This window comes from Brevundimonas sp. T2-11 (assembly GCF_055397675.1).
On record NZ_AP027920.1, the window covers coordinates 2,359,294 to 2,380,446 of the forward strand.

The following is a 21,153-nucleotide window of genomic DNA, read 5'->3' on the forward strand; positions in this document are numbered from 1 at the left end:
TAAGGCTGCGATGCCCCGAACCACGTCGACACGCAAGGGAAAGCGCTTCCTTCCCGCCCTGCAAGAGCCGCTGCGCTCCATCCTGTTGATCCTCGCGATCACGCCGCCCAGCGTCATCGGGATCGGCGCCCTGTGCATCGGCCTGCTGTTCGCGGCCGAGGGTATGGGTCGCAGCCTGACCTTCGAACAGTCGCTCAACGGCGTTCTGGCCGTGCTGATGGCGGTCTTCTTCCTGCCCCTGTGCCACGCGGGAACCTATCGCTGGTTCTGGCATATCGAGAAACGGCGCGTCGCCGGCGATTTCCTGCATGGCGCGGCGATGCCGGACGCCTTTTCCGAACCGACGGAGCCGCCGCCCGCCGTTCCGATCAGCCTGGGGCAGCGAGCCTTGTACGCCCTGCTCTATCTGGCGGCGATCAGCCTCTTGCTCTTCGTCTATCTGCCGCTGGGCCACCAGGAAGTCATCCACGGCTTCATCGCTCGCTTCAGCTCCGGCCGCGCCTCGGCGGGATCCCTGGCGTCCCTGCTGACGGCCTGGCTGCCGCTGCTGGGCGGCATGGCCGTGGTCCTGCTGGCGCTGGAGGGCGACATGAAGAAGATCAGATCGGGCCAGCTGGACCCGGCCGAGACCCTTCGTCTTCAGGGGCGCGTCGAATGGCTGGGCGCCTTTGTCACGGCCTTCGCCATGACCAGCCTGCTCTGCTTCTTCTTCGGCGCGATGATCGCGCGCTACCTGGGCTGAGACCTCAGCCCAGGGCCTCCAGCTGCGCCGGCAGGGCGTAGGCCCAGCTGGTGATGTCGCCGGCGCCCAGCAGGACGACCAGATCGCCCGGCTTCGCCTCATCCTTGATGACGCGCGGCAGGACGGCGGCGTTTTCCAGGGCGGCGACCTGACGGTGGCCATAGCGGCGGATGCCCTCGGCCAGGGCGTGCTTGTCGACGCCCTCGATCGGCTGCTCGCCTGCCGGATAGACATCGGCGACCAGAACGCTGTCGGCGTCGGCGAAGCAGGTTGAGAAGTCCTGCATCAGGTCGCGCAGGCGGGTGTAGCGATGCGGCTGGACCACGGCGATGACGCGGCCCGGATTGTCGGCCGACTGCACCACCTGACGGGCGGCCTTCAGCACGGCGGCGATCTCGACCGGATGGTGGCCGTAGTCGTCTATGACGCGCACCCCGCCGACCACGCCCGTGGTGGTGAAGCGACGCTTGACCCCGCCGAAGCCGGCCAGACCCTGACGGATGGAGTCGTCGTCCACCCCGAGCTCGCGGGCCACGGCGATGGCGGCCAGAGAGTTCGACACATTGTGCCAGCCGGCCATGGGCAGATAGAGGCCCTCGATCCGCGTCGGCTCGTCCAAGGCGGCCAGTCCCTGCCCCTGGATGACCACGTCGAAGCGCGAGCCGTCGGGCGACATCTGCACGTTTTCGGCGCGAACCATGGCCTGGGGATTCAGACCGTAGGTGACGAGACGGCGGTTATCGATCCTGGCCGCCAGCTTCTGCACTTCCGGGTGGTCCAGACACACCACGCCGAAGCCGTAGAAGGGAATATCCTCGATGAAGTCGCAGAAGGCCTTCTTGACCGCGTCGAAGTCGCCGTAGTGGTCCAGGTGTTCCGGGTCGATGTTGGTGATGACCGCGACCGTGCACTTCAGGCGCAGGAAGGAGCCGTCGCTCTCGTCGGCCTCGACCACGATCCAGTCGCCCTCGCCCACCTTGGCGTTGGTGCCGTAGGCGTTGATGATGCCGCCGTTGACCACCGTCGGGTCCAGCGAACCGGCGTCCAGCAGGGCTGCGACCATGGAGGTCGTCGTCGTCTTGCCGTGGGTGCCGCCGACGCCGACCGAGAATTGCAGACGCATCAGCTCAGCCAGCATCTCGGCGCGGCGCACCAAGGGAATGCGACGCTCGCGCGCCACGACCAGCTCGGGGTTCGTCGCCTTGACCGCGGTCGAATAGACCACCGCCGAGACGCCCTCGGTGACGTGGGCCGCGTCATGGCCGATGTAGATGCGGGCGCCCAGCTTCTCGAGCCGCTCGGTGTTGGCGCTGGCCTTGGCGTCCGAGCCGGACACCTGATAGCCGATCTTCAGCATGATCTCGGCGATGCCGCTCATGCCGATGCCGCCGATGCCGACGAAGTGGACAGGCCCGAGGGCGAACGGAACGGGGCGAAGGCGTGCGATCATGTTCGCGTCATAGCTCAGACGGGATGCGTTTTGCATACCCTTCTTTCCTTCTCCCCTTGCGGGAGAAGGTGGCAGGCGGAGCCTGACGGATGAGGGGTCTCGCCACGTTTTGGCTGCGGGCCGTTCCAGCGTCGCGCAACCCCTCATCCGACCTCGCTTTGGCTCGGTCACCTTCTCCCGCAAGGGGGGAAGGATTTTGTTGATCCGCCCGGATCTTAAGTTTGGTTACTCCGCCTTAACCGTAAGGATTCACCATAAGCCTCTCATCTGTCCGGGGCCGCTTTTCCATGTCCGAGTTGAAGACCGACGTCATCCTGCGTGGCGACTGCATCGAGGTGCTGAAGGGCCTGCCGGACAAGTCGGTGGACATGGTCTTCGCCGACCCGCCCTATAACCTGCAGCTGGGCGGCGACCTGCTGCGCCCCGACAACTCCAAGGTCGACGCCGTCGACGACGACTGGGACAAGTTCGACAGCTTCGCCGCCTATGACGCCTTCACCCGCGCCTGGCTGACCGAGTGCCGCCGGGTGCTGAAGGACGAGGGCAGTCTCTGGGTCATCGGCAGCTATCACAACATCTTCCGACTGGGTTCGGCGATGCAGGACCTGGGTTTCTGGGTGCTGAACGACATCATCTGGCGCAAGTCCAACCCCATGCCGAACTTCAAGGGCACGCGCTTCACCAATGCGCACGAGACCCTGATCTGGGCCGCCAAGTCGCGCGAGCAGAAGCGCTACACCTTCAACTACGACGCGCTGAAGGCCTTCAACGAAGACACCCAGATGCGCTCGGACTGGACGCTCGCCCTGTGCACGGGCGCCGAACGGCTGAAGGACGACAACGGCGACAAGGCCCACCCGACCCAGAAGCCCGAGGCCCTGCTGCACCGGGTGCTGCTGTCGGCCAGCCGCGTCGGCGACGTGATCCTGGACCCCTTCTTCGGCACCGGCACCACCGGGGCCGCGGCCAAGCGTCTGGGCCGCCACTTCATCGGCATCGAACGCGACGAGACCTACGCCAGGCTGGCCGAAAAGCGCATCAAGGCCGTCATCCCCGCCGCGCCGGAAGACCTGGTCGTCACCGGCTCCAAGAAGGCCGAGCCCAAGGTGCCGTTCGGGGCCCTGGTCGAGGCCGGCCTGCTGGCTCCCGGCGACAAGCTCTACTGCCCCAAGGGCGACCATGAGGCTCGCGTGCGCGCCGACGGTTCGCTGGTGTCCGGCTCCATGACCGGCTCGATCCACAAGCTGGGCGCCCTGCTGGAGAACGCCCCGGCCTGCAACGGCTGGACCTACTGGCGCTTCAAGACCGACACAGGCCTGCGCCCCATCGACGCCCTGCGCGCCGAGATCCGCGCCGGGATGCAGTAGACCCGCAAGCCACTGTAAAGCTTGCGACTATCGTTCCAGCCAAGCTGGAACCCCGCTCACCGACCCGTGTTGACGATTCCAGTGCGTCTGCGGGGGCGCGGGAGTCGGATGATGAAGATCGCCCAGGTCACGCCCCTCTATGAGGCGGTGCCGCCGCGTCTCTACGGCGGCACGGAAAGGGTCGTGGCCCATCTGACCGACGCCCTGGTCGACCTCGGCCATGACGTCACCCTGTTCGCCAGCGCCGAGGCCGCGACACGGGCGCGGCTGATCCCGGTGCGCGATCAGGCCATCCGGCTGGACCCTGAGCCGCTGAAGTCCGACCTGGCCGCCCACATGACCATGCTGGCCGAAGTGCTGGATCGCGCCGACGACTTCGACGTCATCCACTTCCACACCGACATGGTGCATTTCCCCTTTTTTCAGGAACTGGCCGACAAGACCGTCACCACCCTGCACGGACGCCTCGACCTGAAGGACCTGCCCGAGGTTTATGAGCGCTGGCCTCAGTTCGGCCTGGTCTCCATTTCCGACGATCAGCGCCGCCCTCTGCCCGGCGCCAACTGGAAGGCGACGGTGCATCACGGCATGCCGGGCGACCTGTATCGTTTCTCGCCGAAATCGCAGGGCTATCTGGCCTTCCTCGGCCGCATTTCACCCGAGAAGCGCCCCGACCGGGCCATCGAGATCGCCACGCGTCTGGGCAAGCCGCTGAAGATGGCGGCCAAGGTGGATGCCGCGGACAAGGCCTATTGGGAGACGGCCATCAAGCCCCTGGTCGAGGGCGACCCGCTGATCGAATTCGTCGGCGAGATCGGCGACGATCAGAAGTCGGCCTTCCTCGGCGGGGCCGAAGCCCTGCTGTTTCCCATCGACTGGCCCGAGCCCTTCGGTCTGGTGATGATCGAGGCCCTGGCCTGCGGCACGCCGGTCGTGGCCTTCCGCTGCGGCTCGACGCCCGAGATCATCGAGGACGGGGCCACAGGTTTTCTGGTCGAGACGATGGACCAGGCGGTCGCCGCCGCCGGACGGGCCCGCACCCTCGACCGCGAGGCGATCCGGGCGCGGTTCGACCTGCGCTTCTCGGCCACGGCCATGGCCCGGCGCTATCTCGACGTCTACGGCGACCTGCTGGCCCGCCGCCCCTATGCCGCCCATGTGCTGGACGCAGCGCGGCCCGGGGTCCGCATCGCCGGCGAGGATCGCAGCTTCGCCGCCCTCGGCTGAACCCTTCGCCCGTTCGGCCATTTTCCTGAGGGGCGGCTGAGCGACTTTCGCGCTGAAGCGAGGCAGACCATGGACGACGCCTATTCGGTCCAGACCACCGCCGCCGACAACAGCGATCAGGACGGGCTGGAAACCCTGATGGCGCTCAAGGACGCCGACACCTTTCTGGTGGCGGACCACTGGGGCGACGTCAAAAGCGGGGCCGACGGCCTGTTCGACCGGGACACGCGCCTGCTGTCGCACTTCGTCCTGACAGTGGGGCGAGCGCGGCCCTCGCGGCTGAGTTCGGGCGTGACCGAGGACAACGTCTTCTTCACCTGCCATTCCACCAACCGCCCCCTGCCGCCGATGGGCGGGCGCTCGGCCCCGGCGGGGGTGCTGCACCTGGAGCGGCGGCGCTTCCTCTGGGACAAGAGGCTGTTCGAACGGGTGCGGATGGTCAACCACGGCATCGAAGACATCCTGTTGCCGCTGTCGTTCGAGTTCGGAGCCGATTTCGCCGACATCTTCCAGGTGCGCGGCACGCCCCGCCTGACGCGCGGCGAGGTCCACGCCCCGGTCATGGACGGCCGCCGCGTCAGCTTCAGCTATACAGGGCTGGACGGGGTCTTGCGGACCAGTTGCCTGGCCTTTTCCGAACCGCCCGCCCGGCTCAGCGCCAACCGGGCCGAATTCATGTTCAGCCTGCCCAAGGGCAAGAAGCTCGACCTCTATGTCGAATGCGGTCTGGACGCCTGCGACGCCCCCGATCAGGCGCGCTGGCGCTGGAATTCCATTCAGGCGCGGCTGGCCATGCGCCGTCGGATGCGTCGGGGAGCCAGCGTTCAGGCGGCGCGCAATCCCCGCGTCAACGACTGGTTGAGGCAGTCGCGAACGGACGTGGCCCTGCTGACCACCGATCTTCCGACCGGCCCCTATCCCTATGCCGGCGTGCCCTGGTTCTCGACCCCCTTCGGGCGCGACGGCATCATCACCGCCTGGCAGATGCTGTGGATCGACCCCAGTCTGGCCAAGGGGGTCCTGACCTACCTGGCGGCGCGTCAGGCGACCGAGGTCAACGCCTTCATGGACTCCGCCCCCGGCAAGATCATGCACGAGACGCGCGGCGGCGAGATGAGCGTGCTGGGCGAGGTGCCGTTCGGCCTCTATTACGGCGGGGTCGACACCACCTGCCTGTTCATCGCCCTGGCCGGCGCCTATGCCCGCCGCACTGACGACATGGAGACCATCCGCGCCCTGTGGCCCCACCTGATCGCGGCGGCGGGCTGGATGAGCGACTACGGCGACAGCAACGGCGACGGCCTGATCGACTACGCCCGCGGGGCCGAGACGGGCCTGTCCAACCAGGGCTGGAAGGATAGCGAGGACTCCATCTTCGACCGCGACGGCTGCTTCCCCCAGGGTCCCGTCGCCCTGCTGGAGGTCCAGGGCTACGCCTTCGCCGCCTGGAAGGCCCTGGCGGAAATCGGCGCCCGCCTGGGGGATGACCGCGCCGAACAGTGGCGGGCGCGGGCCGAGACGGTGCGCGCCCTGGTCGAGGAACGGTTCTGGATGGAGGACCAGAACTTCTACGCCGTGGCCCTGGACGGGAACGGGCGTCAGATGCGGGCGATCGGCTCCAACGCCGGGCATCTGCTGTTCAGCGGCCTGCCCTCGCCTGAGCGGGCGCGGATCGTGACGCGGCGGATGCTGACGGCGGAGTTCCGTTCAGGCTGGGGCCTGCGGACCCTGGCCAAGGGTCAGGCCCGCTTCAATCCCATGAGCTATCACAACGGCTCGGTCTGGCCGCACGACACGGCCATGGCGGCGGCGGGCATGGCGCGCTACGGCGAACGGCAGGCCGTCTCCATGCTGCTGGGCGAGGTCTTTGGCGCGGCGGCCCATTTCCAGTTGCGCCTGCCGGAACTGTTCTGCGGCTTCGTGCGCGAGACGGGCGAGCCGCCCATCGCCTATCCGGTCGCCTGTCTGCCGCAGGCCTGGGCGGCGGGCTCGGTCTTCCTGATGCTGAAGGCCGTTCTGGGCGTGTCGATCAACGCCGCCGAGGGGCTGGTCGAGGTGTCCAACCCCGCCATGCCGACAGGACTTCACCAGATGTCGATCCTGGACCTCGAGGTCGGCGACAGCGCCATCGACCTGACCTTCCAGAGATTGAACAACCACGTCGTCGTCATACCGCGCGAACGGCGGGGCACGGTCAGCCTGAGAGTGACCGGCTAGGCCGCCAACCCGCGCTCCAGCGCCTTGCGGAAGACAGTCGGCAGTGTCGCCAGCGCCTCGTCCGGTTCGATCCACAGGAAGTCGCCCGCACCATCGCCGACATGGACAGTCAGGGTCAGGCTGAAGTGGGTGAAGACATGCTCGACCGCCCCGGCCTCGGTCCAGTTCGCCGTAGAGGGAGCGTCAAAGGCGGGCGCCGCGCTCCAGTCCGAGGTCGGCAGGCCAAGCATGCCGCCCAGCAAGCCCTTGTCCGGGCGACGCACCAGACCGACGCGCCCCGCCTCGTCGCGCAGGACAAAGGCATGGCCCAGACGGTGCGGCCGCTCGGCCTTCTTCACCCTCAGCGGATAACGCGCCGGTTCGCCGGTCTTCAGTCCCTCGCAGCCGAAGGCCAGGGGGCAGGCCTCGCACGACGGCGACCTGGGCCGACAGACGCCGGAGCCCAGGTCCATCAGGGCCTGGGGCCAGTCGCCGGGGCGCTCGTCGCTGACGAACAGGGCGGCCAGCCGCTTCAGCTCGGGCCGGGCGGCGGGCAGAGGCGTCTCAAGCGCGAACAGGCGGCTCATGACCCGTTCGACATTGCCGTCCACGACATTGGCGGGCCGGTCGAAGGCGATGGCGGCCACGGCGGCGGCGGTATAGGCGCCTACCCCCGGCAGGGCCAAAAGCGCCGCCTCGCTGTCGGGAAAGACGCCGCCGTGATCGCGCGCCACGGCCCGGGCGCAGGCCAGCAGGTTTCGGGCGCGGGCGTAGTAGCCCAGCCCCGCCCAGGCGGCCATCAGCTCAGAGTCCTCGACCGCCGCCAGATCGCTGATCGTCGGCCAGCGCGTGGTGAAGCGCTCGAAATAGGGGGCGGCGTGCGGCACCGTCGTCTGTTGCAGCATGACCTCGGACAACCAGACCCGATAGGGCTCGGTGCGCCTGTCCGCCCCCGGCGGCGCGCGCCACGGCAGGGTCCGCGCATGGGCGTCGTACCAGTCAAGCAGAGCAGCGCGGAGGGAAGAGACGTCGGGCATGGGTCGAGCTATATAGGACGAATGCGTCGTCCTCTGCCCACCGAAAGCGAAGCCCGCGAAATCCTGGCGCGGCGCCGGACGCGCCCGCAACTGCGCCCGCCGCCCCCGGCCGGCAAGTCGCTGGCCCCGCTGATCAAGAAGCTGGACGCCCAGTTCGGACGCGGCGCCGGCGCGCTTGAGCCGCGCTGGGTCGAGATCGTCGGCGAACGCCTGGCCCGCGTCACTCGCCCGCAGAAGCTGACCAAGGGTCGCGGAACCGCCGGGGGGACGCTGGAACTGCGCGTGGCCGGTCCCGCCGCCCTGCTGGTCCAGCACCAGTCCGAGGACATCATCCAGCGCGTGAACCTGTTTCTCGGCGCCGGATCGGTCGAGAAACTGCGCATCGCCCAGGGGCCTGTGAAGCCCCTGCCCGTGGCGGGCGCCAAGCCCCGCGCACGCGGCAGAGCCGTCCTGCCGCCCCTGCCCGCCTCGGTCGAAGCCGAACTGGCCGCCGCCGTCGAGGACGCCCCGGACAGTCTGAAAGCCGCGCTCAGAAAACTGGGCCGCGCCGTGCTGTCACAGCCTGCTGACGACGAGCGCCGTTGACAAACCTTCGCCGCACCTGTTCTCGACAATCAAGCGGATCGCGCATGCCTCAGGGAATCGCGCCATCCTTCAGAGTCACACTCTCGTTCAAGGACGCCCCATGGCTACGTTCCGTTATGCATCGATGAGCCGCCGCGCGGCGCTGACCGCCGCCGCCCTGGCCGCCATGGCGACCGTCGCCGGCTGCACCGCCAAGTCCGGCGGCGCCGCCGAAGGCGATATGAGCGTCGGCGCCGGTGCGGACGCCAAGGTGACGGTTGTCGAGTACGCCTCGGTCACCTGCGGTCACTGCGCCGTCTGGAACGAGGAAGTCTGGCCGGAATTCAAGACCAAGTATGTGGACACCAACAAGGTCCGCTACGTCTTCCGCGAATTCCCGACGCCGCCGCAGGATATCGCCGTGGCCGGCTTCCTGATCGCGCGCTGCGCCGGGCCGGACAAGTATTTCGACGTCGTCCACGACATCATGGCCAGCCAGAAGGAATGGATGGCGGGCGTGGCGCCGCGCACCACCCTGTTCCGCGCCGCCGCCGCGGCCGGCCTGAGCCAGGAGCAGACCGAGGCCTGCATCCGCGACAAGGCCGCCATCGAAGAAATGAGCAACCGCATCAAGGCCGGCATCGACGCGGGCGTGACCGGCACGCCGACCTTCATCGTCAATGGCACCAAGGTCGCCGACAGCAGCCTGTCGGGCCTGTCGCAGGCTATCGACGCCGAACTGGCCAAGTAAATGGCGGTGCAGGCGCGACCGGACATGTTCAAGGCTCTGGCCATGATTATCGCCACGGCCACGGCGACCCTGACGATCGCGCCTGCCGCTTTCGCGGCGGACGTTCCTTCAGCCACGATCACGCGGACCGTGGCCGCCGTGCCTGCGGTCACAGCGGCGGATCGGGTGGTTGGCCGGGCCGACGCCCCAGTGACGGTGATCGAGTACGCCTCCTTCACCTGCAGCCATTGCGCGGACTGGACCAACGACGTCATGCCGACCTTCAAGGCCCGGTATATCGACACCGGCAAGGTCAGGCTGGTGTTCCGCGACCTGCCTACGGCTCCGGCCGCCATCGCCGTCACCGCAGCAGCCATCAGCCGCTGCGCCGCACCCGGCCGTTTCTATGACGTCGCCCGCAGCTTCATGTCGGGACAGGCCGCCGCCTTCGCCGCCGGAAACGCTCGCACATGGTATCGTGACGCCGTCGCCGCCAGCGGCCGCAGCGAGGCGGAAATCGAGACCTGCCTGACCGATCCGGCGACGAGCGAGGCCTTGCAGCGTGACGTCGCCGCCGCCCAGGCGGCCGGCGTGACCGGCACCCCCACCTTCTTCGTCAACGGACGACGGATCGCCGACCACTCGCTCGAAACCCTGGCGGCGGCCATAGACCCGCTGCTCAAGGGGCGCTAAGCCCCCGCCGATGCAATTCCAGAGACTGAAGCTCGTCGGCTTCAAATCCTTCGTCGACGCGGCGGAAGTCCAGATCGAGGCCGGCCTGACCGGCGTCGTCGGACCCAACGGCTGCGGCAAGTCCAACGTGCTGGAAAGCCTGCGCTGGGTCATGGGCGCCAACTCGGCCAAGGCCATGCGCGGCCAGGGCATGGACGATGTCATCTTCGCCGGAGCCGCGGGCCGTCCGCCGCGCAGCCACGCCGAAGTCGTCCTGACCATCGACAACGCCCAGAAACGCGCGCCCCAGCCCTTTACCGACTCTCCCGTTCTGGAGGTGTCGCGCCGCATCGACCGGGGTCAGGGCTCGACCTATCGCATCAACGGCAAGGAGGTCCGCGCCCGCGACGTCCAGCTGCTGTTCGCCGACGCCTCGACCGGCGCCAACAGCCCCGCCCTGGTGCGTCAGGGCCAGATCTCCGAACTGATCGCCGCCAAGCCGCAGAACCGCCGCCGGATTCTGGAAGAGGCCGGCGGCGTGGCCGGTCTGCACACCCGTCGTCACGAGGCCGAACTGCGTCTGAAGGCCGCCGAGACGAACCTCGATCGGCTGGACGACATCGGGCGCGAGCTGGAGACCACGCTGAACCGGCTGAAGCGCGAGGCGCGTCAGGCCGAGAAGTACAAGAAGATCTCGGCCGAGATCCGCGCCCTGCAGGCCGCCCTGCTCTATGTGCGCTGGAACGACGCCAAGGCGGCCGCCGAGGTCGCGGCTCAGGAGCTGCGCGACGCCGACCGCGCGGTGGCCGAGGCGACAGCCGCTGCGACCAGGGCCGAGGCCGACGCCCTGAAGGCCCAGGAGGCGATGAAGCCCGCGCGGGAGGAAGACGCCGTCGCCGGCGCCCTGCTGCACCGGGCCACGCTGGAACGCGACCGCCTCGACATGGCGGAGCAGGCCGCCCGCGCCGAGGTCGACCGCCTGAAGGCCGAGGCGACCCGCATCGCCTCTGACGTCGAGCGCGAGGAGCGGATGGCCGCCGACGCCAGGCGCGAACTGGACCGGCTGGACCACGAACTGACGAAGCTGAAGGCCGAGATCGCCGCCGCCCCCGAGCGCGCGCCCGAGCTGGAAAAGGCCCTGCTGGCCGCCGAGGACGCCCGCAAGGCCGCCGACGCCGAGGTCGAGCGCCTGGCCGGGACCCTGGCCGCCGTCGAGGCCCGCGCCAACGCCGAGAGCGCCCGTAAACGCGACGCCGAGGCCCGTCTGGCCCGCGTGGTCGGCCAGTTCGAGCAAGCCAGACGCGAACGCGAGGCGCTCGGCCCGCTTGAGACGCCGGAACTGGCCGTCGCTCGCACCGCGCTGGAGACGGCGCAGGCCGAGCTGACCGCCGCCCGCGAAGCCGTCGAGGCCGCCGAAGCCGCGCGCGGCGATCTGGCCCGTGTCGAGGCCGAGGCCCGCACGAATGCTCGCGCGGCCGAGGATCGGCTGGGACGTCTGCAGACCGAAGCGCGCGGACTGGCGCAACTGCTGGTCACCGGCAAGCGCGACCACCCGCCGGCTCTGGACAAGGTGTCGGCGGCCAAGGGTTATGAGGCGGCGCTGGCAGCGGCCCTCGGCGACGATCTGGACGCCGCGCTGGACGCCCGCGCCGCCGCCCACTGGGCCGGGGCCGACGCCCCCTCGCCGGTCTGGGCCGAGGGCGTGACGCCGCTGGCCGCTCACGTGACCGCGCCTGTCGAACTGGCCGCGCGTCTGGCCTTGTGCGGCGTCGCGCCCAAGGAACGGATCGCAGCCCTCGCCAGGACCCTTCCGACCGGCGCCCGTCTGGTGACGGTGGAGGGCGACCTCTATCGCTGGGACGGCTTCGTCAGCCGCGCCGAGGCCCCGCGCCCCGCCGCCGTGCGTCTGGCCCAGCGCACGCGTCTGGCGGAGCTGGAAGCCGAGATCGACACGGGCAAACCGGCTCTGGAGACCGCGCAAGCGGCTCAGAAGGCCGCCACCGAAGCCTTCCGCGCGGCGGAAGAAGCTGTGAAGACCGCCCGCCTCAAACCCTTCGCCGCCGACAAGGCCGTGGTCGCCGCGCGTGACCGGGTCGAGAGCCTGATGCGCGACCAGACCCGGCGCGAGGCCCGCGCCCAGGCCCTGGACGAGACGGTGGCCCGTCTGGACGGCGAGGTGGCCGAAGCCAAGGCCGCGCTGGAGGCCGCGCAAAGCGTGGAGGCCCCGTCCGAAACCATCGCCGGGCTGCGTGACGAACTGGCCGGCGCCCGCGTCGCCGCCGATGCGGCCCGTCAGGCCGCCCAGACCGCCCGCTCGACCCGCGACGAAGAGGCTAGAGACCGCGCCGGACGCGAACAGCGTCTGGGCAGCCTGACCCGCGCCCACGAGGGCTGGGCCGGACGCTCGAAGGAGAGCGCCGCTCGCGTCGCGGCCCTGGGCAAGGACGCCGACAAGACCGCCGCCCTGCTGAAACAGGCCGAGATCGCGCCGCAGGGCTTCGCGGAGCAGCGCGGAACCCTGATGGACGCCCTGATCGCCGCCGAGACGCGCAAGAGCGCCGCCGCCGAGGCCCTGTCGCTGGCCGAGAGCACGGCGGGCGAGAGCGACCGCGCCAGCCGCGCCGCCGAGGCCGGCGCCGGCGCCGCGCGTGAGGCCCGCGCAGGGCTCGCCGCCCGCGCCGAGGCCGCGACCGAACGCCTGGCCGAAGCCGAGGCCAATGTCCGCGAGACAGCGCAGATGTCGCCGGACGAGCTGGGCCAGAAGCTGATCGACGACGCCATCGCCCGCCCGCCGGACACGGCCGGCGCCGAGAGCCTGCTGACCGGGCTGGAGCGCGAGCGCGAGGCCCTGGGCGCGGTCAACCTGCGCGCCGAGGAAGAGGCCGCCGAATACGGCGAGCGTCTGGGCGCCATGAAGTCGGAACGGATCGACCTGACCCAGGCGATCGCCAAGCTGCGCGACGGCATCGACGAGCTGAACGCCGAAGGCCGCGAGCGGCTGGTGGCGGCCTTCGACGTCATCAACGCCAACTTCAAGGCCCTGTTCGAGGCCCTGTTCGGCGGCGGTCAGGCCGAACTCAAGCTGGTCGAGAGCGACGACCCGCTAGAGGCCGGTCTGGAAATCTACGCCTGCCCGCCCGGCAAGCGGCTGTCGGTCATGAGCCTGATGAGCGGCGGCGAGCAGGCCCTGACGGCGGCGGCGCTGATCTTCGGCGTCTTCCTGGCCAATCCGGCGCCCGTCTGCGTGCTGGACGAGGTGGACGCGCCGCTGGACGACGCCAACGTCGACCGTTTCTGCCGGATGCTGCACGAGATGCGCAGCCGCACCGACACCCGCTTCATCGTCATCACCCACAACCCGGTGACCATGAGCCGGATGGATCGCCTGTACGGCGTCACCATGCCGGAACGCGGCATGAGCCAGCTGGTCAGCGTCAACCTGAAACAGGCCGAGCAGATCGTGGCGGCCTGATCAGAGGCGTCCGTTCGATGCCGGATAAAAACAGAGTCCAATTCGTCTGAATCGTCTGAAATCGGCGCTGATGCCTCCCCGTCGTCGCGCCATGGGCCCGGCGCCTCGGCCAGTATGGGGGCGCGGGGAAGCCTGTCAGGTCGATTGCGTCTGTTTCGGGCGAAGTCGTGGAAATTCAAAGCCCCGGCCAGCGTCATTGCGATGGCTCGACGAGCGCCCCTGATTCAGCGCTTCTTGCGCCGCATCGCCTCGCGCACATCGCCCAGGGCCGGGCCGATCAGGAACCAGGGCTCGACGCAGTAGCGGGTGAACAGGCGTTTCGGGTCGGCGAACAGGCGGAACAGCCATTCGACGCCGAGCCGGCCCATCCAGCGGGGCGCCGCCTTCTGGACGCCCGCCTCATAGTCGAAAGCCGCGCCGACCGGCAGGATGACCGCATTGGGCAGCGCATCGATGTTATCGGCGATCCACAACTCCTGACGCGGCATGCCCATGCCGACGAAGAGGACATTGGGTTGGAAGTCACGCACGGCGGACAGGACGGCGGTATTGCCCGCCGATCCCGGCGTGGCGTCGAAATAGCCGGACAACCCCTTGATCACGGCCCCCGGATAGCGCGCGCCCAGACGCTCCGCCGCCGCCGTCGCCACCCCGTCGGCCCCGCCGACATAGAGGACGCGCCAGCCTTTGCGGTCGGCCATGCTCCAGAACTGGTCGCGCCAGTCCAGATAGGTGCAGCGGTGGAAGGGTCGGCTGTGCAGGCCCAGCAGCCGGGTGAAATGGATCAGGGGGGTGGAATCCAGCTCGACCACGTCGGCCAGATCATAGAGCCGTCGCATCCCCGGCGTGCGCGGCAGCAGATAGAGGCTGTGCAGGTTGTGGTTGGCGATGATGCTGCGCGCGCCCGCCTCGATGCAGCGCTCGACGTGCAGCAGGACCTCTTCGGGCCGCATCAGATCGACGGTCTCGCCCAGGATGCGGACGCGCTCCTCCGGACGGCGCTTCTGCCGGAACGGGCGACGTTCACGCGCCCGGCGGTCGGGCGGGGCGACGGCGAGATCGACTCCGAGCGGTTCCTGATACATGGCTTGGTTCTAGACGCGGCGTCTCAACACGTGGTTTGCGGATGCGGTTAACGAAACACAGGATGCCACGATGACGCGAGCCCTGACGGTCCTGACAGCCGCTCTCGCCCTGTCCGCGACCACAGCGGCGGCCCAGGATCACGCCCTGGTCCTGACCGGCGTGGGACGGTTCGCCGTTTTCGCCGACGCGGCCTCTCTAACGCCGGATGGCGACGGGGTGCGGATGCGGTCCCTGCAGGTCAGCGAGGAGGTGGTCATCGGCGGCGTGGCCTATGCCGGCGGCTGGTCCTGGTGGCGGTTCGATTGCGTCGCGCAGACGGCGGATCGGCTCGACTTCGCGTCATTGAAAGCCGACGGGACCGAGGGGCCGATCACGCCGGAGAACGCCTCGCCCTACGCCATTGCGCCGGGCGGGGATGCGGCGGAGCTGGCGGCGGTGGCCTGCGGGGCGGACACGCGGACGGCGGATGCGCTCAGCACGGCCGACGCCGTGCGCATCGGGCGCGAGCAGATGAAGAACTAACGCCCCTCTCCGCCCCCTTCGTGCCTAGGGAGAGACAGGCCCGAGTTCCGATCCAGGTCCACCCGATCCCTCGGCAGGGCCTGCGGGCATTCGTCTCGCATGAAGGCCAGCATCTTCTCGCGCACCTCGCAGCGCAGGTCGAAGGCGACCGAGGCGTTCCTGGCGCTGGTCAGGCAGCGGACCTGGGCCACGCGGGCCGTGATGTCGGTGACCTGTAGCGACACCACGTCGCCGTCCCACAGGGGCGAGGCGTGGGCGATGGCCTCCAGCTTGACCCGCAACCGGTCGATCGGCGCCTCGTAGTCCACGTAGAGGAAGGCGACGCCGATCAGGCGGCTGTCGTCGCGGGTCCAGTTCTGGAACGGCTTCTGGATGAAGTAGGTCAGCGGCAGGACCATGCGCCGCCAGTCCCACAGCTTGACCACGACATAGGTCGAGGTGATCTCCTCCACCCGGCCCCATTCGCCCTCGACGATGACGGCGTCGTCCAGACGTATGGGCTGGGCCGTGGCGATCTGGATGCCCGCGATCAGGTTGGTCAGGAAGGGTTGCAGGGCCAGACCGGCGACGATGCCCACCACCCCCGCCGAGGCCAGCAGGGACAGCCCCCACTGGCGCACCCCCGGAATGGTCATCAGCGCCAGCCCCAGGGTGATCAGTCCAATGAGGATGGCCGCCACCCGCTGCAGGATGCGCGTCTGGGTGACGTGTTTGCGGGCCAGGAGGTTGTCCTCCGTGTCCATGTTGAACTTCTTCAGGTGGACGACGGCCCCCATGTCCACCGCCCCGGCGATCATCCAGCCGCACACCAGGATGAAGCCGAACAGCAGGGTGCGCCGGATCAGCAGCGACGGCTCGGGGTCCAGCGGCGACACCGTGACCGCCAGGGCCAGGGCGATGATCATGACGGCGATGCGGACCTTGAGCCGGGCACGGCCCAGCATCCCCTTCCAGAAGACGTCGCGGTTGCGCACCGCCAGCTTCAGCAGGGCGAAGACCACCTGATTGGCCGCCCAGCCGATGAAGACGAAGACGACCGTGATGATCGAGATCACGGCCCATTCGGGCAGCCAGTAGAACTGGTTCCACAGGGCGAAGACGTTGTTGGTCAGGTCGACGACGAACTGGGGCATGGGCGAAGGTTAGACGGGACAAACAGGATCGTCACCCGCTTCCCTCTCCCGCCGGGAGAGGGGTCCTAGACCGCAGCCTCCACCAGATCGGCCAGACGGGCGGCGGCGTCGGGGATGGCGACTGAACGGGCGGCGGCGGACATAGCGGCCAGCCCGGCCGGGTCCGACAGAACCTCGGACAGGGCGACGGTCAGGCTGTCGACCGTCACATCGTCCTCGGCGATGACGCGGGCGGCGCCGGCCTCGGACAGGGCGCGGGCGTTCAGGGTCTGGTGGTCGTCCATGGCGATCTTCAGCGGGATCAGGACCGACGGCAGGGCCGCCACCGCCAGCTCCGAACAGGTCGAGGCCCCGGCGCGGCCGATGACCAGATGGGCCTTCGACAGGCGCTCGGCCATGTCGCGGAAGAAGGGGGCGACCTCGGCGTCGATGCCCGCCTCCAGATAGATCTGGCGGGCGCTCTCCAGGGTCTCGGGCCGCGACTGCTGCTGCACCTTGAGGCGACCGCGGATGACCTCGGGCAGGGCTGCGAGCGCACGCGGCGCGGTCTCGGACAGGATGCGGGCGCCCTGGCTGCCGCCGGTGACCAGCACATGGATCGGGCCGTCGTCTTCGGGCGCGACATAGGCGCGGTCGAACAGGGCGCGGATATCGGGGCGAACCGGGTTGCCGACGACCTGGGCGCGGGCCTTCACCGCCTCCGGCGCGCGGCCCAGGGTCGGAAAGGCCGAGGCCACGCCGCCGACGCGCGGGGCCAGCATCCGGTTGGTGCGGCCCAGGACGGCGTTCTGTTCGTGGATCAGGGTCGGGCGCTTTTGCAGGATGGCGGCGACCAAGGCGGGGGCCGACGGATAGCCGCCGAAGCCGACCACCACGTCCGCGCCGGTGCGGTCAAAGGCCGACTTCGCCTGGCCCACGCCGCGCCAGATGGCCAGACCGGCCTTCAGCAGACCAATGGGGCCGCTGCCGGTGGCGGCGTCCAGCGCCAGACGTTCCTCGGCGGGAAAGGCGTGGGCGTATTGCTCGCCGCGCGCATCGGTGGCCAGCACCACGCGCCAGCCGCGCGACGCCAGTTCGCGAGCCAGAGCCTCGGCGGGGAACATGTGGCCCCCGGTGCCCCCGGCGGCGACGACGCAGACCTTGTTCATGCGAATACTCTCTTACGGCAGCAGGCGACGGCGCGGCGGGGAGATGTTGGAGCCCGGCTCATAGGCGCCCGGACGACGACGGGTCAGGGCCAGGGCGAAGCCCATGGTCAGGCCCATGGCCATCATCGACGAGCCGCCATAGCTGATGAAGGGAAGCGTCATGCCCTTGGTCGGGATCAGGTTCAGGTTCACCGCCACATTGATGCAGGCCTGCAGCCCGATCAGCATGAAGAGGCCCGCCGCCGCCGTCTGCTCGAACGGATCGTTCAGCTTCATGGCCTTCCTCATCCCGCGAATGACGATGAAGGCGTAGAGGCCGATCAGGATCAGCGACAGGACCAGGCCGAACTCCTCGGCGCCGACCGAATAGATGAAGTCGGTGTGCAGGTCGGGCACATGGCGCTTCATCACGCCTTCGCCGATGCCGCGTCCGACCAGGCCGCCGGCGCGGATGGCCTCGGAGGCGCGGTCGATCTGGTGGGTGTCGGTCGTCTCGGGCGACAGGAAGCGGCTGAGGCGATCGCGCATGTGGCTGAAGGTGAAGTAGAGCGACACCACGCCGCCCGCGCCCATGGCGGCGATGACGGCCACCCATTTCAGCGGCACCCCGGCCATGAAGAAGACGGCCATGAAGGTGGTGGTGATCAGCAGGGTCTGGCCGATGTCGGGCTGGATCAGCAGCAGGCCGACGGTCAGGGCCCAGAAGCCGAAGGCGATGCTGACGCCCGGCACCCCCTGCCCTTTCTGGGCCTCGGCGAACATCCAGGCGGCGAAGACGATCAGGCCGGGCTTGGCGAACTCGGAGGGCTGCAGACTGAAGGGGCCGAGATTCACCCAGCGCGCGGCGCCCTTCACCGTGTCGCCGATGAAGGGCAGGGCCGCCATGACCACGATGGCCCCGAACAGGGCCAGGACCGCGATCCGCCGCACGCCGCGCGGCGACAGCAGGGAGGTGGTCAACATCAGGGTCGTGCCCATCGAGGCCCAGACGATCATCCGCCACGAATAGTGGAAGGGATCGGTGATGGATTCATCCGCCAGAATGGCCGCCGGGCTGGAGGCGAAGCTGAGCGACACGCCCAGCGCCACCAGGGTCAGGGCCGCGCCCAGCAGGCCGCGATCCACGGTCCAGAACCAGCGCGCGATCAGGCTCTGGTCATTGCGCGAGAAGGGGTGGCTGTAGCTGCCGTGGCTCATGCGGCGGGCTCCGGCTTGGCGCCCAGGGCCAGGACGGAGGCGCGGAAGGCCTCGCCCCGCACCTCGAAGTCAGGGAACTGGTCGAAGCTGGCGCAGGCGGGCGACAGCAGGACGACCTGCTCGCCACCGGCAGCAGCCGCATCGGCGGCGGCCAGTTCGACGGCGCGCTCCATGGTGTGGGCCACGACATGCGGCGTGTCGGCCAGGGTGACGGAAAAGGCGTCGGCGGCCTCGCCGATCAGATAGGCCTTGGCCACATGGGGGAAGAGGTCGCGCAAGCTGTCGATGCCCCCCTCCTTCGCCTTGCCGCCCGCGATCCAGAAGACGGAGGGGTAGGAGGCCAGGGCCTGACGCGCGGCGTCGGCGTTGGTGCCCTTGGAGTCGTTGATGAAGCGGACGGCGCCGAGACGGCCCACGGCCTCCATGCGGTGCGCCAGACCGGGGAAGGTCAGCAGGCCCTCGACCGCCGCCTCGTGCGACACACCGAGCGCGCGGGCGGCGGCGTAGGCGAAGGCGGCGTTCTGGGCGTTGTGCCGGCCGGGGAGCGAGCGGGCCAGACGAAGGTTCACTTCAGGGGAACCTGTCGCTCCGTGATACACGCCGTCGGCGTCATACGAATAGCCGACAAATGGGGACCCGGGCTTACCTGGAGCTATTGCCATGACGCGTCCTTCCCCCCGCGCCATCAGCTCCTGATGTATCTCCGCCCCAAAGGCATCGTCGATCCCGATCAGAGCAAGCGGAGACCCATACACGTCGAACTCCGGCCCGACTTCGGGGTCGAGTTCGATCCAACGCGAATGAAGATTGGCGAATATCCGGCGCTTGGCGGCGACATAGCCTTCCATCCCGCCGTGACGGTCCAGATGGTCGGGGCTGATGTTGGTCAGGATGGCCACGTCGGGCACGAAGCTGGTGGTCAGGTCCAGCTGATAGGACGAGACCTCGATGACATAGACGGCCTCGGGCGTCGGGGCCGGCAGGGCCAGAACGCCGATGCCGATGTTGCCGCCGATGTGGACGCTCAGACCCGCCGACTTCAGCACCCAGCCGATCAGGGCCGTGGTGGTGGACTTGCCGTTGGTGCCGGTGATGGCGACGACGCGGGGACGCTGGCCTTGCGGCAAGGCGTGCAGAGCGCGGGCGAACAACTCCACGTCGCCGATGACCGGGACGCCCGCCGCATGGGCGCGCTCGACGGTCCAGTGCGGCCTGGGATGGGTCAGGGGCGCGCCCGGCGACAGGACCAGGGCGGCGAAACCCGACCAGTCGGCGCGGGTCAGGTCCTCGACCACGAAGCCCTCGGCCTCGGCCTGCATCCGGCCCGAGACGCCGTCGTCCCACAGGATGGGGATGGCCCCGCCCGCCTGAAGCGCGCGCGCCGCCGTGATCCCGGACCGGCCCAGGCCGAAGACCGCGACGCGTCTGCCCTCGAAGCCGGGAACCGGGATCATGGGATCAGCGCAGCTTCAGCGTGGCCAGACCGAGCAGCGCCAGCATGGCGGCGACGATCCAGAAACGGATGACGACGGTCGATTCCGGCCAGCCCATCTTTTCGAAATGGTGGTGGATGGGCGCCATCAGGAAGATGCGCTTGCCGGTCAGCTTGAAGTAGCCGACCTGGATCATGACCGAGGCCGCCTCGACCACGAACAGGCCGCCGACGATGCCCAGAACCAGCTCATGCTTGGTCGCGACGGCGATGGAGCCGAGCGCCCCGCCGAGGGCCAGCGAGCCGGTGTCGCCCATGAAGATCTTGGCCGGGGGGGCGTTATACCAGAGGAAGCCCATGCCGCCGCCGATCATGGCGGCGCAGAAGATGGCCAGTTCGCCCGCGCCAGGCACGTGGTGGACCTGCAGATAGTCGGCGAACAGGAAGTTGCCGACCAGGTAGGAGATGATGCCGAAGGCGCCCGCCGCCATCATGACCGGCACGATGGCCAGGCCGTCCAGACCATCGGTCAGGTTCACGGCGTTGGAGAAACCGATGATGGTGAAGGCGGCGAAGGCCACATAGAACCAGCCGATGTTCAGCAAGACCGCCTTCAGGAAGGGGAAGGCGATGGAGGTTTCCAGGCCCGGCGAGGTCGGCGACTGAGTCATCCACAGAACGGTCAGAACGCCCGCGATCACGGCCACGACCGCCTGGGCCGCCAGTTTCTGCTTGGAGGTCAAGCCGGCCGAGGTCTGCTTGGTCACCTTGGCGTAGTCGTCGATGAAGCCCAGCACGCCGAAGGCCGCCGTCACGCCCGAGACGATCCAGATATAGGGATTGGTCAGGTCGCCCCACAGCAGGACGGCCACGCCGATGCCCGCCAGGATCATCAGCCCGCCCATGGTCGGGGTGCCGACCTTGGACAGGTGCGAAACCGGGCCGTCGTCGCGGATCGGCTGGCCCCGGCCCTGCTTGGCGCGGATCCAGTTGATGAAGCGGCTGCCCATGGCGACCGCCACGATCATGGCCGTGGCCATGGCCAAGGCCACGCGCACCGTCTGATACTGGATCAGGTGCAGCAGCGGATATTCCTGGGCGATGTCCGCGTAATAGAGATAGAGCAGGTAGAACATGGCTTTTTAGTCCCCTATCGGACCGCGCACGGCGCGACCCTG

General features: G+C 69.0%; 17 protein-coding genes. 9 read left to right on the forward strand and 8 right to left on the reverse strand.

What is annotated here, in order from left to right; all coding sequences use genetic code 11:
* The first annotated feature begins 10 nt into the window (after positions 1–10).
* Entirely contained in the window at positions 11–742 is a 732-nt protein-coding gene (locus ACZ5XO_RS11545; RefSeq protein WP_464162489.1) for a hypothetical protein, read from the forward strand.
* Between the two features lie 4 nt (positions 743–746).
* Here the strand turns inward: ACZ5XO_RS11545 and murC are convergent, their stop codons facing one another.
* Positions 747–2,192, reverse strand: coding sequence for a UDP-N-acetylmuramate--L-alanine ligase (murC, locus tag ACZ5XO_RS11550; RefSeq protein ID WP_464162490.1), 1,446 nt, complete (start codon positions 2,190–2,192; stop codon positions 747–749).
* A 287-nt stretch (positions 2,193–2,479) separates the two neighbouring features.
* On the opposite strand from murC, the gene ACZ5XO_RS11555 reads away from it, so the two are divergent.
* From ACZ5XO_RS11555 to ACZ5XO_RS11565, 3 genes are all read left to right on the forward strand, one after another.
* Complete coding sequence (locus ACZ5XO_RS11555; RefSeq protein ID WP_464162491.1) at positions 2,480–3,559, forward strand: DNA methyltransferase; 1,080 nt, start codon at positions 2,480–2,482, stop codon at positions 3,557–3,559.
* Between the two features lie 111 nt (positions 3,560–3,670).
* On the forward strand, positions 3,671–4,786 hold the full coding sequence (locus ACZ5XO_RS11560; RefSeq protein ID WP_464162492.1) for a glycosyltransferase family 4 protein: 1,116 nt from the start codon (positions 3,671–3,673) through the stop codon (positions 4,784–4,786).
* Positions 4,787–4,855: 69 nt separating this feature from the next.
* The gene (locus ACZ5XO_RS11565) at positions 4,856–7,003 is read left to right on the forward strand and encodes an amylo-alpha-1,6-glucosidase (protein ID WP_464162493.1); all 2,148 of its coding nucleotides are present in this window, start codon (positions 4,856–4,858) and stop codon (positions 7,001–7,003) included.
* Here the strand turns inward: ACZ5XO_RS11565 and mutY are convergent.
* A complete protein-coding gene (mutY, locus tag ACZ5XO_RS11570) occupies positions 7,000–8,019 on the reverse strand; it encodes an A/G-specific adenine glycosylase (protein WP_464162494.1) in 1,020 nt (339 codons plus the stop codon). The genes ACZ5XO_RS11565 and mutY overlap by 4 nt on opposite strands.
* 21 nt (positions 8,020–8,040) lie before the next feature.
* On the opposite strand from mutY, the gene ACZ5XO_RS11575 reads away from it, so the two are divergent.
* The 4 genes from ACZ5XO_RS11575 (at position 8,041) to smc (ending at position 13,457) form a co-directional block, all read left to right on the forward strand.
* A complete protein-coding gene (locus ACZ5XO_RS11575) occupies positions 8,041–8,604 on the forward strand; it encodes a DUF721 domain-containing protein (RefSeq protein WP_464162495.1) in 564 nt (187 codons plus the stop codon).
* Between the two features lie 100 nt (positions 8,605–8,704).
* Complete coding sequence (locus ACZ5XO_RS11580; protein ID WP_464162496.1) at positions 8,705–9,334, forward strand: DsbA family protein; 630 nt, start codon at positions 8,705–8,707, stop codon at positions 9,332–9,334.
* 24 nt (positions 9,335–9,358) lie between these two features.
* Positions 9,359–10,006 carry a thioredoxin domain-containing protein gene (locus ACZ5XO_RS11585; protein WP_464162497.1) on the forward strand — a complete coding sequence of 216 codons (648 nt, stop codon included), beginning with the start codon at positions 9,359–9,361 and terminating at the stop codon, positions 10,004–10,006.
* Between the two features lie 10 nt (positions 10,007–10,016).
* Positions 10,017–13,457: a chromosome segregation protein SMC gene (smc, locus tag ACZ5XO_RS11590; protein WP_464162498.1), complete on the forward strand. Its 3,441-nt coding sequence runs from the start codon at positions 10,017–10,019 to the stop codon at positions 13,455–13,457.
* Positions 13,458–13,681: 224 nt separating this feature from the next.
* Here smc and ACZ5XO_RS11595 read toward each other — a convergent pair whose 3' ends face one another.
* Entirely contained in the window at positions 13,682–14,542 is an 861-nt protein-coding gene (locus ACZ5XO_RS11595) for a WecB/TagA/CpsF family glycosyltransferase (RefSeq protein WP_464162499.1), read from the reverse strand.
* 70 nt (positions 14,543–14,612) lie between these two features.
* Between ACZ5XO_RS11595 and ACZ5XO_RS11600 the strand changes: the two genes are divergently transcribed.
* Complete coding sequence (locus ACZ5XO_RS11600; RefSeq protein ID WP_464162500.1) at positions 14,613–15,065, forward strand: hypothetical protein; 453 nt, start codon at positions 14,613–14,615, stop codon at positions 15,063–15,065.
* On the opposite strand, the gene ACZ5XO_RS11605 is transcribed toward ACZ5XO_RS11600, so the two are convergent.
* The 5 genes from ACZ5XO_RS11605 to mraY all read right to left on the reverse strand — a co-directional run bounded on the left by ACZ5XO_RS11605 (position 15,062) and on the right by mraY (position 21,111).
* Positions 15,062–16,198: a mechanosensitive ion channel family protein gene (locus ACZ5XO_RS11605; RefSeq protein ID WP_464162501.1), complete on the reverse strand. Its 1,137-nt coding sequence runs from the start codon at positions 16,196–16,198 to the stop codon at positions 15,062–15,064. The two genes, ACZ5XO_RS11600 and ACZ5XO_RS11605, sit on opposite strands and share 4 nt — an antisense overlap.
* Before the next feature lie 65 nt (positions 16,199–16,263).
* The gene (murG, locus tag ACZ5XO_RS11610) at positions 16,264–17,346 is read right to left on the reverse strand and encodes an undecaprenyldiphospho-muramoylpentapeptide beta-N-acetylglucosaminyltransferase (protein WP_464162502.1); all 1,083 of its coding nucleotides are present in this window, start codon (positions 17,344–17,346) and stop codon (positions 16,264–16,266) included.
* A gap of 12 nt (positions 17,347–17,358) precedes the next feature.
* Positions 17,359–18,543 carry a putative lipid II flippase FtsW gene (gene ftsW, locus ACZ5XO_RS11615; protein WP_464162503.1) on the reverse strand — a complete coding sequence of 395 codons (1,185 nt, stop codon included), beginning with the start codon at positions 18,541–18,543 and terminating at the stop codon, positions 17,359–17,361.
* Positions 18,540–19,997: a UDP-N-acetylmuramoyl-L-alanine--D-glutamate ligase gene (gene murD, locus ACZ5XO_RS11620; RefSeq protein ID WP_464162504.1), complete on the reverse strand. Its 1,458-nt coding sequence runs from the start codon at positions 19,995–19,997 to the stop codon at positions 18,540–18,542. Before murD ends, ftsW begins: the two co-directional genes overlap by 4 nt.
* Before the next feature lie 4 nt (positions 19,998–20,001).
* Positions 20,002–21,111, reverse strand: coding sequence for a phospho-N-acetylmuramoyl-pentapeptide-transferase (gene mraY / locus ACZ5XO_RS11625; protein WP_464162505.1), 1,110 nt, complete (start codon positions 21,109–21,111; stop codon positions 20,002–20,004).
* Positions 21,112–21,153 lie beyond the last annotated feature (42 nt).

Bases quoted from the DNA above. Each gene is read 5' to 3' on its own strand.
- ACZ5XO_RS11595 (WP_464162499.1), bottom strand. From the start codon at position 14,542: ATGTATCAGGAACCGCTCGGAGTCGATCTCGCCGTCGCCCCGCCCGAC.
- ftsW (WP_464162503.1), bottom strand. From the start codon at position 18,543: ATGAGCCACGGCAGCTACAGCCACCCCTTCTCGCGCAATGACCAGAGC.
- ACZ5XO_RS11575 (WP_464162495.1), top strand. From the start codon at position 8,041: ATGCGTCGTCCTCTGCCCACCGAAAGCGAAGCCCGCGAAATCCTGGCG.
- smc (WP_464162498.1), top strand. From the start codon at position 10,017: ATGCAATTCCAGAGACTGAAGCTCGTCGGCTTCAAATCCTTCGTCGAC.
- ACZ5XO_RS11585 (WP_464162497.1), top strand. From the start codon at position 9,359: ATGTTCAAGGCTCTGGCCATGATTATCGCCACGGCCACGGCGACCCTG.
- murG (WP_464162502.1), bottom strand. From the start codon at position 17,346: ATGAACAAGGTCTGCGTCGTCGCCGCCGGGGGCACCGGGGGCCACATG.
- ACZ5XO_RS11600 (WP_464162500.1), top strand. From the start codon at position 14,613: ATGACGCGAGCCCTGACGGTCCTGACAGCCGCTCTCGCCCTGTCCGCG.
- mraY (WP_464162505.1), bottom strand. From the start codon at position 21,111: ATGTTCTACCTGCTCTATCTCTATTACGCGGACATCGCCCAGGAATAT.
- ACZ5XO_RS11565 (WP_464162493.1), top strand. From the start codon at position 4,856: ATGGACGACGCCTATTCGGTCCAGACCACCGCCGCCGACAACAGCGAT.
- ACZ5XO_RS11580 (WP_464162496.1), top strand. From the start codon at position 8,705: ATGGCTACGTTCCGTTATGCATCGATGAGCCGCCGCGCGGCGCTGACC.
- mutY (WP_464162494.1), bottom strand. From the start codon at position 8,019: ATGCCCGACGTCTCTTCCCTCCGCGCTGCTCTGCTTGACTGGTACGAC.
- ACZ5XO_RS11555 (WP_464162491.1), top strand. From the start codon at position 2,480: ATGTCCGAGTTGAAGACCGACGTCATCCTGCGTGGCGACTGCATCGAG.
- ACZ5XO_RS11545 (WP_464162489.1), top strand. From the start codon at position 11: ATGCCCCGAACCACGTCGACACGCAAGGGAAAGCGCTTCCTTCCCGCC.
- murC (WP_464162490.1), bottom strand. From the start codon at position 2,192: ATGATCGCACGCCTTCGCCCCGTTCCGTTCGCCCTCGGGCCTGTCCAC.
- murD (WP_464162504.1), bottom strand. From the start codon at position 19,997: ATGATCCCGGTTCCCGGCTTCGAGGGCAGACGCGTCGCGGTCTTCGGC.
- ACZ5XO_RS11560 (WP_464162492.1), top strand. From the start codon at position 3,671: ATGAAGATCGCCCAGGTCACGCCCCTCTATGAGGCGGTGCCGCCGCGT.
- ACZ5XO_RS11605 (WP_464162501.1), bottom strand. From the start codon at position 16,198: ATGCCCCAGTTCGTCGTCGACCTGACCAACAACGTCTTCGCCCTGTGG.